This window comes from Akkermansia sp. KLE1798 (genome assembly GCF_001580195.1).
In the GTDB taxonomy this organism is placed as follows: domain Bacteria; phylum Verrucomicrobiota; class Verrucomicrobiia; order Verrucomicrobiales; family Akkermansiaceae; genus Akkermansia; species Akkermansia biwaensis.
In genome coordinates this window covers 659-14,712 of the sequence record NZ_KQ971083.1, presented here as the reverse complement: position 1 = coordinate 14,712, position 14,054 = coordinate 659, and the positions used below count along the sequence as shown (strand labels likewise).

Genomic DNA, 14,054 nt, shown 5'->3' with positions numbered 1-14,054 from the left:
CATTATGCCATAGGCGGCAAGAAAGGGAACTGCGGAAACGTACTGCATTACGGGCAGTTGACTTGCCTAGGAAGGCTTCTTCTGTATAATCACTATGTCTTTTGTATGAATCCTGTATCATTTTCCACCCTGGCCAACGCCATGGACTTTGTCGTGGGCGATAGAAATTACCCTCTTTCCGAGCTGTTCATGAAAGGGGGCTTCATCATGTGGCCGCTTCTTCTGCTGTCCATAGGAGGCGTAGTCGTGCTGGTCATGTGCTGTTTTTCCACCCGTGCCGCCGCCGTGCTTCCCCCCAAGCTGGTGGAGCAGGCGGAATCCTTTATCCGCAAGAGGGATTACACGGGGCTCGCCATCCTCTGCAAAAACGGGGATTCCTGCTATGCGCGCGTGATGTTGACGGTAGCCAACTTCATGCAGCGCAACCCTTCCGCCCAATTTGAGGAAGTGAGGGAAATCGCCGCCGCGGAAGGCGGGCGCCAGGCCGGCTTCATGAGCCGCCAGATTTCCTGGCTGTCGGACATCGGCGCGCTGGCGCCCATGCTGGGTCTGCTGGGTACGGTCGTGGGGATGATGAAAACCTTTTTCGAGATCGCCAACGGGGACTTCTCCGGCGGCAAGCAGCGCATCGACATGGCCGGCGGCGTGGCGGAAGCCCTGATTACCACGGCCGGAGGCCTTTTGCTGGGGATTCCCGCCATTCTGGCGTATGTGTATTTCCGCAGCCAGGTGCACAAGCGCGTGGGAGACCTGGAGGCCGCCGTGACACACAGCGTTTCCGTAGTGGCCACCCAGCTCCACAAACCCCGTTCCGGCCCTGCCGGAGCCTTTCATGAGGAAGAGCTTCCCCGGGTCCCTGTGGATCCCACTTCCCTGCGCGACGTGCGCGGACTTTAACCGGGAACATCCGAGCCAGCAACACCGGAAGACCATATGAAGTTTCGTTACAAGATGCCCAATCCCATAGGGTTCCAGCTGGCGCCCATGCTGGATATCGTGTTTCTGCTGCTGGTGTTCTTCGTCGTGACGCAGACTTTTGAGGACGACGAACCGGACCTTTCCATCACCCTTCCGTCTGCGGAGACACCCAAACCCGGGGAAAACGCCTCCAATGAGATTATCGTGAACATCCGCAAGGACGGCACGGTGATGATCAACCGCCAGCCGTACACGATGCCGGAACTGGAGGAGAAGCTGCTTTCCGTCGCCCGCCTGGACAAAACCATGCTCGTCCGCATCCGTGTGGATGAAAAAGCGGAATCCGGCACGGTCGTGCACGTGATGGACGCCTGCCTGAAAGCCGGGCTCAACAATGTATCTTTCTCCACGAGGCCTCCGGCTCCGTCTTCCGTCAACGTTTCCACCCCTCAATCTTCATGAAAGCCCTTTTTCCCATTAGCGTCGGGCTGGCGGCCCTGGGAGTATGCGCCGCCGCCCAGGAGCATATCCCGGACGCCGCCCCGGTGGACGACGGTCCGCTGGTAGCCAATCCGGAACAGGACAGCCTGGATATGGCGGACATGCTGTACAAGCAGTCCCAGGAGCCTCAGACGAAGGCGAACCCGCAGGAATATGCGCGACTGCTTGATCTGAGCCTGCGCAAGTACCTTGAATTTTCCCAGCGTTTCCCCCGTTCCGCACAGGCTCCTCTGGCGGAATACCGTGCGGCCATGTGCCTGGCGGAACTCGGAAGGAAAGAGGATGCCCATGCGCTGTTCCAGAGGCTGACGCAGACGGGAACCCCGGCCCTGGTTGCCGCCTCCGCCTACCGTCTGGCCACGGATGCCTCCGCCGCCGGAGAGACGGACAAGGCCATCCAGTATTACCAGCTTGTTATCCGCAGTGCGGAGCAGAATGACTTGAAGGTGGATGCCCAGTACCGTCTGGGGCGCCTGTTCCTTGCCAGCGGCAATCCGGAAGCCGCCGCCAACATGTTCTGCGCGGTGATCGGCAATCCCCAGGCGGATAAAAGATTCGTCCTGGTGGCCCGGATGGGGTATGCCGCCCTGTGTGCCGATTCCGGCCGGCTGGGAGAGGCGTACACCGAGTACCGCAAGGTGCTGGACACGCCCGGTGTGGATGCCAGAAACCGCGGCATTGCCATTCTGCAGGCGGCAACGCTGGCCACCAAGCTGAAGAAGAATGCGGAGGCGCATAGCCTTTATGAACAGATACTGAAGGATGAAACCCTGAAGGAAATGGCGCCGGAGGCCCGCATGGGCCTGCTTCTGGGGCTGTACCACATGGGCAAGTACAAGGAGGTCATGGCCCAGTACGAGCAGCAGAAGGACATGAAGATGCCGACCAAGGAAGGCCAGGCGCGCCTGCTGATGCTGATGGGCCAGACCGCCTACAAGCTGAAGGAGTACCAGAAGGGGGCGGATTTCTTCCTGGAGGCGGAAAAAGCCGTGCCTTACACGCAGGAAGCCATGCAGGCTTCCTTCTACCGTCTTCTGTGCTACAAGGAGCTCAAGCAGAAGGACCTGCCCCAGCGTGCCCAGAGTTTCCTGAATCATTATGCCAAGGCGTTCCCCACCAGTGAGCTCCACGACATGGTGCGTCTGATGGCGGCGGAAAGCCTGTTCAGCTCCAGCCCCGCGGATGCTGCCAAATTTTACGGGAGCATCAATTTTGACAAGCTTCCGGCCAAGATGCGCCCGGATATTCTGTACAAAAGCGCCTGGGCCGTTGCCCAGGCGGGCGACCGGGAAACGGCCGCCAAGCTGCTGACCACCTTCATTGACGGGTATCCCCGCGATCCCCGCATCTGCGAAGCCCTGACCCTGCGGGGGGACATGTACGCCAAAACCAAAAAGGAAACGGAGGCTCTGCAGGATTTTGACCGGGTGATTGCGCGCTGGCCGAAGGAGGAATCCGCGGCCGCCGCCTGGCAGCGGGCCGCGCAGATTTACGCCGGCCGCCAGGATTTGGCGAACATGGCGAAGTACTACGAAGGGCTGATCAAGAATTTCCCGAAGTCCTCTCCCGCCGCCCTGGCGGAAGCCCATTTCCTGCTGGGCCGTGCGGCGTTTGACCAGGGGGATTTCCAATCCTCCATCAGCCACATGTCGGAGGCCAAGACACTGGACCCCCAGAAATATGGAGAACAGGTCAACGTCCTCACTGTTCTTTCCTACCACAAGCTCCAGGACGTAAACAAATTGAAGGAGGCTCTAGAAACCCTCCAGAAGGAGAACCCGGCGGCCGTGTCCCGCGTGCCGGACGTGATTCCTGCGTGGCTGGGCCTTCAGGCCTACGGAATGAAGGATCTGGAGACGGCGGATAAGTACATGACCTGGGCCACCCAGAACGACCAGCTCCAAAACGTAAAGAAAGTGATCTGGCGCAATCTGGCGAAAGTTCGCCTGGCCTTGAAAAAGTATGACCGCGCCCTCGTGGCTTCCAACAACTTCCTGAAGGTGGAGGACCAGCCCTACCGCCGTGCGGACGGCATGCTGGACAAGGCCTCCATTCTGCTGGGACTGGGCAAGTATGCGGACGCCCGGAAAACGGCGGAGGAAGCGCTTGCCCTGGGGGTGGAAGGCCCCCTGATGGCCTCCCTGAAAATCGTGCTGGGGGACATCTCCTATGCGGAAAAGAAATTTGATGAGGCAGCCAAGCATTACGGCGTTACGGCGGAGTTGTTCGTCAACGACGCGGAGCTGAAACCCAAGGCCCTGTTCAAGGCGGCGGAAGCTCTGGACAAGGCCGGCCGCAAGTCGGAGGCTTCCCAGTACCGCGCCCGCCTGCAGAAGGAATTCCCTGACTGGAAGCAGGAAGGGGAGTCACTGCCGCCGGATGCCCGCTAGACGTCTGGAACGATTGGAAACGGAATGGAGAACAGGCGCAAAAGATGGTATGATCTGTTCGGATTGCTGCCCCGCAATCTGGGGCGCGTCCTGCTGTGGCTGAGCATCATCCCTATCTCGTTCATCGTCATCCTGATCATTTACGCGTGGCGGGCGGACCAGTATAATCTGGACGAAGTTCTGGCTCCCTTGGAAAACTGCGCCGCCTATGACCGGAACGGCCAGTGGATAGGCACCCTGACGGACCACGACCGCGTTTACGTAGCGCGCCATGAATTGCCGGATAATCTGGTGAACGCCTTCATCGCGCGGGAGGACGAAGCCTTTTTCGACCACGGCGGCATCGTTTACACATCCATCATCCGCTCCATCTGCCGGAACCTGACCACCCTCTCCTATGCCCAGGGGGCTTCCACCATCACCATGCAGCTTGCCCGGAACTGTTATGAACTGGGGGGAAAGACGCTGGACCGGAAGATTCTGGAAATGGCCGTAGCCCGCCGCATAGAGGGAAAATACTCCAAGGATGAAATATTGACGGCCTACTTGAACCGGATTTACTTCGGCCAGCAATGCTACGGCATCGCCCAGGCCGCGGATCTGTATTTCGGCAAAAAAGTGGGAGACCTGACTTTGGCGGAATGCGCCACGCTGGCCGGGCTGGTGCGCGGCCCTTCCATATACAACCCCGTTTCCAGCCCGGAGGCCGCCGTCAAGGTGCGCAATGCCACGCTGGAACGCATGCTTGAATGCGAATTCATCACCCAAGAACAAATGTGGAAGGCATCCTCAGAACCGATGACCGTGGCGGGAGAAAAGGAAGCCAGCCCCGCGTCCTATCCCATTCTAGTGATTTCCCGTGAATTGGGCAGTCTTGCCTGCTGTGACCAGCAGGAAGAGACTTCCAGCATTTTTGTGATGACCACGCTTGACCTGGATTTTCAGAGAATGGTGGAGGAGTTGAGTGAGCCGGCCCTCATTGCTTTGGAGAATTCCCCTGTATGGAGCGGCCTTCCGAAGAGGGTGGACAACCATCTGAAAGGCTGCGTCCAGGCCGCCGTGCTGTGCGTGGATTCCCGCAAGGGCGACATACTGGCCGTTACGGGAGGCCGCTCCGCCCTGGACGGCGTGGACAGATGGCAGGCAAAGGTAATGCCCGGTGAATTGTTCACGCCTGTCGTCAACCTGTGCGCCGTGGACCAGCGCCGGACCGTCATCCGCAGCAACCCGGAAGTGACGGGGCGCGGCGTGGGATTCAACACTGTCATTGAAACGGCGGGAAAAGCCGGGTACAAGGGGGATTTGCCGCGGTCCCCGGAACTGTATGCCGGGAAGTTCCGCACGTCCCTGGCGGATGCCGTCAACGCGCTGTACATGATCGGCAACGGCGGTCTCAACGTGCAGCTTTCCGCAGTCCGCCAGGTGGGAACAACCAAAAAAAACCTGGTGATGGTGAATGCTCCTTCTTCCGAGGAAACCCACCGTGAAATCCTTCCGCGGGAATCCGTCCATCTGGTGGCGGGGTTTCCCCCCTTCCGCTATGACGAACGTACCAGAAGGACGGTTGTGAATGTGGCGTTGCCTGAATATAGCGGGCATTTCTCCTCTGTCAGAGGCCGTTATTATACCGTGTACGTCTGGGTTGGATTCGATGCCCCGGATGAAGCTGTATACAAGAAAAGGGGTGTTTCCGCCGCCCTGGCGAAGACATGTTCCACGCTGGCGGAGGACGTGTACACCCGAGCGGAAGAGGCCAGAAAGGCTGCCGCCGCCGAGCGCCGCGAGCAGGAAACTCCGCAGGAGCAGACCTCCCTTTAAACGATTTTTTATTCAAACATATCATGAACCACTCGCCTGAAATGACCGTAGCCATCCGGGCGGCCAAGTCCGCCGGAGCCTTCCTGAAAAAGCATTTTTATGACCGGAAGAAGGTGGATGAAGCCAGCCAGAACGACATCAAGCTGGAACTGGACAAGCTGTCCCAGAAACTGATCACGAAGGAAATCCTCTCCGCTTTCCCCACTCACGCCGTACTGGGGGAGGAAGGCTACACCGGAGACCGGAACAGCGAAAACGAATGGATTGTGGACCCCATTGACGGCACGGTGAATTATTTCTATACCATTCCGTGGTTTTGCGTGTCCATCGCCCTCCGCCGCGGCGGGGAAGTGGTGCTGGGCGTGATTTACGATCCCATGATGGACGAATGCTGGCATGTGGAAAAAGGCGGCGTTCCGTACATGAACGGCGTACCGATGCATTGCAGCCTCCGGAAGCGCATGGCGGAGGCCGTCGTATTCGTGGGGCACGGGAAGACGGACGGTTCCAAGGAAAAGGGAATTGAACGCTTTGCCAAAATCGCCTGGCAGGTGCGCAAGGTGCGCAACAACGGTTCCGCCGCCCTCGCCCTCGCCTACATTGCCTACGGCAGGTTTGACGCCTATGTGGAAAGCGTCATTTCTATCTGGGACATTGCCGCCGGCGTCCTGCTGGTGGAAGCAGCCGGAGGAAAAGTGATTCTGGAACCGAAGAAGGACAATCCGGAACAGTTCGCCATTGTTGCCTGGAACGGGTGCATTCCGATCGTGGAAGCCCTCGGAGAATAACGCCAGCCCTGTTGACGGATGAACACCATGATTGCACTGACCGGACTGGGTTACGACATTCACCGTTTTGCGGAAGCTCCCCGTCCGCTGATGCTGGGCGGCGTACACATTCCCTCCGCCAGGGGACTGGACGGCCATTCCGATGCGGATGTCCTGTGCCATGCCGTTGCGGACGCCCTGCTGGGCGCCGCCGGACTGCCGGACATCGGCTTCTGGTTCCCTCCGGGCGATCCCGCCTGCAAGGACATTTCCTCCCTGGACATTGTGGCCAAGGCCGTTTCCCTGATCCGGGAACGCGGAGGCCGCGTGGTCAACGTGGATTCTTCCCTGATTGCGGAAGCACCGCGCATTTCTCCGTATCTGGAGCAGATGAAAAACGCTCTGGGTTCCGCACTGGGCATCTCAGCCGCCCGCGTGGGGGTGAAGGCCACCACGAATGAGCAGCTTGGCGCGCTGGGGCGCCGGGAAGGCATCGCCGCCTTTGCCGTGGCGTCCATCCTGATGCCGGAGGAAGAGCCGCAGCCGTAACCGTTTATGGACCGTCTTCTGGTTTTCGGCACGGGGAACGCCACCGTCACGGAATGCTACAATACCTGCTTTTCCCTGACGGACGGCAAGGAATTCCTGCTGGTGGACGCCGGCGGAGGCAACGGCATTCTGGGCATTCTGAAACATATGAAGGTTCCGGTGGAAAGGATGCATCACGCCTTTCTTTCCCATCGGCACACGGACCACATGCTGGGCATGGTATGGGTGATCCGCCTCATCGGGACCATGATGACCCAGGACCGTTATGAAGGAACGTTTACGGTTTACTGCCACCGGGAACTGGCGGCGGACCTGGAACGCCTGGTACGCATGACGCTGGACAAAAGGGTTGTGCGTCTGGTCGGGGAACGCATCCTCGTGGTTCCGGTGGAAGATGGAGAGGAAGTGGACGCCGGACCGTACCGGCTGACCTGTTTTGACATCCATTCCGACAAGACGCGCCAGTTCGGCTTTTCCACGGTGCTGAACGGGGGAGGCAGGCTTGTTTTCCTGGGAGACGAACCGTACCGCGATGCCTGCGAGCCTTATGTCCGCGGCGCCCGCTGGCTGCTTAGCGAAGCCTTTTGCCTGTATTCTCAGGCCGACGTGTTCAAGCCCTATGAAAAATACCACAGCACGGTCAAGGATGCCTGCGAGCTGGCGGAAAGGATGAACATTCCCAATCTGCTGCTTTGGCATACGGAAGACAGTAACCTTGCCTGCCGCCGTTCCTTATATTCCCGGGAAGGGCGGATGTATTATTCCGGCAACCTGGTCATTCCGGATGACGCTGATATTATCGACCTTTAATTTGGCGGAATAGAGGCGGATTAAGAATCCGCGGTCAATGACAATTTTTGGCGTTTAAGGGATTTGATCATAAGATCATGTTTACTGAGCAAACAACACAAAAGAGCACTGGAATTTGGTGATTTTATAATATACTGCTGACTAGCGGATTGTATTATTTCATAACAATAATGTTTCCAACCGCGGATTCTTAATCCGCTAGTTTGCCATTGAGTGGATGCGGTAATGTTTTCAGCAACAAACCGCTCCCATGAACAATTACATGATATAGACGAGAGAAACCGGACTTCTTGAAAAGGAAGTCCGGTTTTTTAGAGGGTGGCGTTCCGGTAACTTATACCTTTCTTTTCCCCGCGTCCCGGATCTGATCTTTCCGTGAGGGTATGTTTCTCCGTGAACGCAAAAAAAGTACGCCCGCATGATCGGGCGCACTGTGAAAGGGAAGGAGGAATAAAAGCGTCCGCCTATTTCTTCGGTGTCACATTGCGCATGTTGCGCCCCTTGGCTTTGCGCTGCTGCTCTTCCAGGGCCACGCGCTGCTGTTCCATCATCCGCTGGAAGAAGCCGGGCTTTTTCTTCTTCTGGGACGGAGCCAGCACGGGCATGGGCAGGCGGCGAATCAGCGCCGTCTGGCCGATGGAAATGAGGTTCTGCGTGGTCCAGTACAGGGCCAGGGCGGAAGCGAAGTTATAACAGAACAGGAAGAACATCAGGGGCATCAGATTCATGATGATGCGCTGGGAACGTTCGCCCGCCTGCGGTGTCATCCGCATTTGCACGATCATCGTGACGGCCATGATGAGCGGCAGGATGTTGATCGGGATGCCGAACAGGTGGCCGACGGTATCGGGCAGGGACAAGTCCGTCATCCACAGGCAGAAGGGCTGTCCCCGCAATTCCGCGGAATATTGAAGCACGCGGTAGAAGGCGAAGAAGATGGGAATCTGGATGAGCATGGGTACGCAGCCGCTGGCCGGATTGATGCCGTATTTCTGGTACAGCTTCATCATTTCCATGTTCACTTTCTGGGGATCGTCCGGATATTTTTCCTTGAGTTTCGCCATTTCCGGCTGAACCAGGGACATGCGCTTCATCGCCAGATAGGATTTCTTGTGCAACGGCCAGATGAGAGCGCGGACGACGATGGTCATGCAGATGATGGCTACGCCCCAGTTGCCGAACCAGCCGTGGAACAGGTTGAGCAGCCAGTTCATCGGCACGCTCAGGAAGACCAGCCAGCCGTAGGCCATGATGTCGCTGATGGCGGGGTAGGTAAGGTTCAGGTCGCGCAGGTAGGCGTTGAATTTGGGGCCCGTGTAAATGTCATAGGTGAGCGTCTTGATCTCGTTGGGCGCCATGGCCAGGTTGGGAATGCCCATGGCCAGGGTTACGCCGGGCACCAGGGTATTGTTTTCATGGGCCAGGGGGAATTCCTGGCGCGTGGCGTACACGGTGGAGCCTGCGGACTGTTCCTGCGGAATGAGGATGGTGGCGTAGTATTGGCTCATTACCCCGGCGTAGGTCAGGTCCTTCAGCGGGCCTTCCAGCACGCGGGGCTTGGCGGTGCTGAAAAAGCCGCCCGTGAAGTGGGAGGGGGCCTCCTGTTCCAGGGAGCCGTCCGCATGGTAGAAAAGGTGGGTGTAGGTATCTTTGGGTTCGCTCTTGGCGATGGGGTAGGCACTGCCTGCAAAGATGCCCAGATAGCGCAAATCCTGGACATTGGGGGCTTTGTTGAGAAGGGAGACGGTCAGGCGGATGATGTATTTGCTGCCGGGGAGCACTTTTCCGGAAGAGTCCGTGACGGGGTGGAGCGTGTAGGTCTTGGAAATGAAAAGCTGGCGCGCGGCGTCATAGCCTTCCAGGGTGACGGAGTCCGCCGTGCGCTTGACTTCCTTGTACACCGTGTTGTCGTAGGAAGGGTCCTGCGTGGCGTCCATGTTGAAGACGAGTTCGCCAATGCCCCGGTTCTGGGCCTCGTTGATGGTGATATTGTGGTCCGTAACCTTCTGGGTGTCCACAATATCGTTGTGGAGGGTGACGCCACCGATGGAGCCGCCGACGCGGTTGAAGGTGTAAGTGATGAAGGGCTTCTGCTTGCCGTCCACTTCTTCCGTGGCCACAAGGGTGATCGGGTTCTCCTTGTCTTCCGCCATGGCCTGGTTGACGGAAAGCTGTCCCGGAGTGGCGGGTTCGGCAGCTGTTGAAGTTCCCGGCGCGGCAGTGTTTGCGGGGGAAACCGGCTGCTGGACGGCGGCGGGGGGCGCCGTAACGGGTGTTTCCTTTTTATTGTTGCCGAGGTAAACGTTCAGGCCCAGAAGGGCGGCGCAGACGCCGACAATGATCCATGAAGTGCGATCCATAATGTGATATAGCTTGGTTGGAAAAGAGTTTTACAGGGAGAGGGAGAAAAGTGAGTTAGCGGGAAGGGCGGGGAGGCGGCACGGGATCATACCCTGAACCGCCCCAGGGGTTGCATCTTAAAATGCGCCATGTTCCAAGAATAAAACCGCGCCAGGCTCCGTGGACCTGGACGGCCTGGATGAAGTATTGGGAACATGTGGGAGTGTAACGGCAGCCGCAGCCGGGGCCCCCCAGCGCGTGAAGAGGGGCGCTGATGAAGAGTTGGTAACCCCGAACCAGGGTGATAAGCAGCCATTTCATCATGCCGTGTCTTGTTGTCCGGAAAGCAGTTGCAGTTTTAATTTGCGGGCGGCTTTCCGCCAATCCCGTTCCAGGTCGGAATAGCTGGCTTCCACCGCCCGCCATCTGAGCACGCACACCATGTGCACGCCCTGTTGAAAAGGCTCTCCGTGTGCCCGGAGTATTTCCCGCACCCGGCGTCTAAGCTTGTTGCGGACGACGGCGCAGCCTATTTTTTTCGTGCAGATGATGCCGAATTTGGAAGGTTCCTCCGGATCTGCCAGCGGGGCTGCGCTTAAAACAATAAGCCGACCTGCTACGGATGGTCCCTCGTTGCGTACCCGGGCAAATTGAAATGCCCTGGTCATGCTTTGTTGACGAGTAAGACGCATCTCCCGCGGGTCGGCCCGTGAAAAGAATGTTCCAAGGAGGCGTTAACCAAGTCCTGACGGCGAATTAACGGCCGTGCTGGATGGTATGGCGCTTGTACTGGATTTCGGCTCCCTTGGGAAGAAGGCGCTTGCGGCCTTTGGCGCGGCGGCGGCGGATGATATCGGCCCCGTTCTTGGTCGCCATGCGTGCACGGAATCCGAACTGGCGCTTGCGGCAGCGCTTGGATGGTTGATAAGTCCTCTTGCTCATGATATTGAAAGATGCTTCTTGTGAATTACTAGATTCAGTGCCGTCCGTCTAAGCGGCCTATGCACAACCGGACGAAAAGGATAACTATTTTGGCCGTTTTGTCAATCCGTCAGGCGATTATTTGGCGCTTTTCTTGGGTGCAACTGTGTTGTTTTTATTGTTAATGATTGATAATAAATATATTTTATGATTGTGGAAGCGCCTCGTTTTTACAGGAAGAGCAATTCCGCATAAGTCGGAACGGGCCACAAGTCTGCATCCGTCAGCCCTTCCAGGGTGTCGATGGTCTTTCTCAAGTCATTCATTCCAGTCAGGATATCCTTGGTGCTTTCCTTATCCACCGCCAGCCGCAGTGCCTCGACCTGGGCGGGCAGGAGGTCCAGCAGTTCTCCGATCCGGTTGGCGCGGTCTGTCGTGGCTTTCATCCCCGCCTTGATTCCGGAAGCCTTCATCTGCGCAATGGCGGAGGTGAGCTGCGTGAGCTGTTCCGTGACGGCAGGAATATACAGGGTTTCCACCATCAGGAGGGCCGTTTCCGCCTCAATGTTGATTTCCTTATGGAAGATTTCCGACTGGATTTCATGGCGCGCGTGGAGTTCCACCGGGCTGACCACCTTGTATTTTTCAAAAAGCGCCCTGGCTTTGGGCGTTTCCAGTGCCGCCAGCGCCTCGATGGTGCCGGGCGTATTGGCCAGCTTGCGGCGTTCGGCCTCCTTGATCCAGGCTTCCCCGTAGCCGTCCCCGCTGAAGAGGATACGCTTGTGCTTCTTGATGATGTCTTGAAGCAGCTTGTTGAGCGTCGTGTGGAATTCCTCCGGCTTGTCCTTGACGGGGTCCAGGATGGTGCAGATTTCATCCAGGCTTTCCGCGACGATGGTGTTGAGCACCGTCATCGGCCACGCGCAGGTTTGGGAAGAACCCACGGCCCGGAATTCAAACTTGTTGCCGGTGAAGGCGAAGGGGCTGGTGCGGTTCCGGTCGGAAGTGTCCAGCGGGAACATCGGCAGCGTATCCACGCCGATGCTCATGGTTTTCACCGTGCATGCCTTCTTGGTGCCGCCTTTTTCAATCTGCTCAATGATTTCGTCCAGCAGGTCCCCCAGGAAAATGGAAATGATGGCCGGAGGAGCTTCATGGGCTCCCAGGCGGTGTTCGTTGCCGGATTTGGCGACGGAGGCGCGCAGCAGGTCTGCGTGTTCGTCCACGGCCTTGATCGTGGCGCAGAGCAGGGTGAGGAAGATGGCGTTTTCCTGCGGGCTGGAGCCTGGATTGAGAAGGCTGCCGTAGCCGGGGGCGGAAAGGGACCAGTTGTTGTGCTTGCCGGAGCCGTTCATTCCCGCGAAGGGCTTTTCATGGAGCAGGCAGACCAGGTCGTGCTTGTTGGCGGTTTTCCGGAGCACTTCCATGACCAGCATGTTATGGTCCACGGCCAGGTTCTGGCTCTCGAAAATGGGCGCGATTTCAAACTGTCCGGGAGCCACCTCGTTATGGCGCGTCTTGGAGGGGATGCCGAGCTTCCACAGGGCTTCGTCCACGTCCACCATGAATTCCAGCACGCGGTCCTTGATGGAGCCGAAATAATGGTCTTCCATCTGCTGGTGCTTGGGCGGCACGTTGCCGAAGAGGGTGCGGCCGCACATCATCAGGTCCGGGCGCAGGGCGTAAAGCTGCTTGTCCACCAGGAAGTATTCCTGTTCCGCGCCCAGGTTGGCGGTGACGCGGATATGTTCCGGACCGCCGAAGCAGGCCAGCAGGCGCTGGGCCTGGCGGCAGACGGCGGTCATGGAGCGCAGCAGGGGAGTCTTCTTGTCCAGCGCCTGCCCCTTGTAGGAGCAGAAGGCGGTGGGGATGCACAGGGTGGCTCCGTTGTCCGTGCGCTTGATGAAAGCGGGGCTGGTGGGGTCCCATGCCGTGTAGCCGCGGGCCTCAAACGTGGCGCGGAGGCCGCCGGAGGGGAAGCTCGAGGCGTCCGGTTCCCCCTGGACCAGGCTTTTGCCGGAGAATTTGAGTTCCAGGTTGCCTTCCGGGTCCACTTCCACAAAGGAATCGTGCTTTTCAGCCGTACTGCCGTTGAGGGGCTGGAACCAGTGCGTGTAATGGCTGGCGCCCTTTTCCAGGGCCCAGGTCATCATGGCCTGGGCCACTTCATTGGCAATATCCGGGTCCAGCTTTTCATCCTTGCGGATTGTCGCCAGCAATTTCTTGTAAACGGGGCGGGGCAGGTAGCCGCGCATGGTCTCCATGTTGAAGACGTCCTGGCCGTAGATTTCCGCAATAAAGGTTGCGGCGTTGCCAACATCGGAAGGTGTGTTTGTGTGCATCTTGGTAGGGAACGCGCCAAAAGGCTCGAAATCTACCAAACCTTAAAAGAGCGTTTTTTGCAAGCCGAATCCTGCCAGTCCGTTATTTTCACCGGGAATGCCTTTCACGGCGGCGGAAACCGTTTTCCCTCCTGCCTCTTTTCCTGTCCGGGATGAATCAGACCGGGCTCCCAATGAATTGGAAGCCCGGTCCTTCTCGTCACATATCCATTGTGAATTGGGAGGAAGCAGCATGAAAAATGGCCGCCCGCCTGCCACCGTGAACATAGCGGATTTGGAATCCGTTTGATAAAAATCATATTTTAAAATAAATGTATATAATTATAAATCATCATGATATTGCTATTTGCAGAGGTTTGTTTTTTACATCTGCGTTTCCGATGATGCAGGCATTTTTATTACAAACGCTTTTAATACCAAAAATTATCATTGATGCCGGATTCCAAAGCCGTCTTTTTCCCGGAAGCAGGGCCAATCGCTTGTTCCCGACACAGGGGCCGCAGCAGACCGTCTTTTCTCCGCGGGATGATTTCCGCCTGCTGCGAACGTTGTTTCCGGGACTTTCCTTCCGACAGTTCGGGGTTGCATCCGGCATATAAAAAACCGGGCTCCCTGGGAGGGAACCCGGCCGTGCTTGCATCTTCTTGTTTATTAGAAGGAATATCCTACTCCCAGCATCACACGCTGGTTCACCAAAC

Annotated in this window: 13 protein-coding genes; 7 read left to right on the top strand and 6 right to left on the bottom strand. The window is 57.7% G+C overall.

The window, feature by feature from the left end; genetic code table 11:
• Positions 1–105 precede the first annotated feature (105 nt).
• The 7 genes from HMPREF3039_RS08115 to HMPREF3039_RS08085 are packed head-to-tail and all read left to right on the top strand — an operon-like array spanning position 106 to position 7,753.
• Positions 106–897, top strand: a complete 792-nt coding sequence (locus HMPREF3039_RS08115) for a MotA/TolQ/ExbB proton channel family protein (protein ID WP_067572662.1) — start codon at positions 106–108, stop codon at positions 895–897.
• A 36-nt stretch (positions 898–933) separates the two neighbouring features.
• The gene (locus HMPREF3039_RS08110) at positions 934–1,380 is read left to right on the top strand and encodes an ExbD/TolR family protein (RefSeq protein WP_067572660.1); all 447 of its coding nucleotides are present in this window, start codon (positions 934–936) and stop codon (positions 1,378–1,380) included.
• A complete protein-coding gene (locus tag HMPREF3039_RS08105) occupies positions 1,377–3,809 on the top strand; it encodes a tetratricopeptide repeat protein (RefSeq protein WP_067572658.1) in 2,433 nt (810 codons plus the stop codon). Before HMPREF3039_RS08110 ends, HMPREF3039_RS08105 begins: the two co-directional genes overlap by 4 nt.
• A gap of 24 nt (positions 3,810–3,833) precedes the next feature.
• Positions 3,834–5,627 (top strand): transglycosylase domain-containing protein, encoded by a 1,794-nt coding sequence (locus HMPREF3039_RS08100; protein WP_067572656.1) that lies wholly within the window; start codon positions 3,834–3,836, stop codon positions 5,625–5,627.
• Between the two features lie 23 nt (positions 5,628–5,650).
• A complete protein-coding gene (locus tag HMPREF3039_RS08095; RefSeq protein ID WP_067572654.1) occupies positions 5,651–6,415 on the top strand; it encodes an inositol monophosphatase family protein in 765 nt (254 codons plus the stop codon).
• Between the two features lie 18 nt (positions 6,416–6,433).
• A complete protein-coding gene (gene ispF / locus HMPREF3039_RS08090; RefSeq protein ID WP_067572652.1) occupies positions 6,434–6,943 on the top strand; it encodes a 2-C-methyl-D-erythritol 2,4-cyclodiphosphate synthase in 510 nt (169 codons plus the stop codon).
• Positions 6,944–6,949: 6 nt separating this feature from the next.
• Positions 6,950–7,753 (top strand): MBL fold metallo-hydrolase, encoded by an 804-nt coding sequence (locus tag HMPREF3039_RS08085; RefSeq protein ID WP_067572650.1) that lies wholly within the window; start codon positions 6,950–6,952, stop codon positions 7,751–7,753.
• A 464-nt stretch (positions 7,754–8,217) separates the two neighbouring features.
• On the opposite strand, the gene yidC is transcribed toward HMPREF3039_RS08085, so the two are convergent.
• The 6 genes from yidC to HMPREF3039_RS14390 all read right to left on the bottom strand — a co-directional run.
• Complete coding sequence (gene yidC / locus HMPREF3039_RS08080; RefSeq protein WP_067572648.1) at positions 8,218–10,113, bottom strand: membrane protein insertase YidC; 1,896 nt, start codon at positions 10,111–10,113, stop codon at positions 8,218–8,220.
• A 55-nt stretch (positions 10,114–10,168) separates the two neighbouring features.
• Positions 10,169–10,417 (bottom strand): membrane protein insertion efficiency factor YidD, encoded by a 249-nt coding sequence (gene yidD, locus HMPREF3039_RS08075; RefSeq protein WP_067572646.1) that lies wholly within the window; start codon positions 10,415–10,417, stop codon positions 10,169–10,171.
• Positions 10,414–10,785: a ribonuclease P protein component gene (rnpA, locus tag HMPREF3039_RS13335; protein ID WP_082770287.1), complete on the bottom strand. Its 372-nt coding sequence runs from the start codon at positions 10,783–10,785 to the stop codon at positions 10,414–10,416. Before rnpA ends, yidD begins: the two co-directional genes overlap by 4 nt.
• Before the next feature lie 64 nt (positions 10,786–10,849).
• Positions 10,850–11,035, bottom strand: coding sequence for a 50S ribosomal protein L34 (gene rpmH / locus HMPREF3039_RS08070; protein WP_012420297.1), 186 nt, complete (start codon positions 11,033–11,035; stop codon positions 10,850–10,852).
• A gap of 209 nt (positions 11,036–11,244) precedes the next feature.
• Positions 11,245–13,356, bottom strand: coding sequence for a glutamine synthetase III family protein (locus tag HMPREF3039_RS08065; protein WP_067572644.1), 2,112 nt, complete (start codon positions 13,354–13,356; stop codon positions 11,245–11,247).
• 331 nt (positions 13,357–13,687) lie between these two features.
• Positions 13,688–14,054, bottom strand: a 367-nt coding sequence (locus tag HMPREF3039_RS14390; protein ID WP_231863885.1) for a hypothetical protein, incomplete at its 5' end; no start/stop codon positions are given.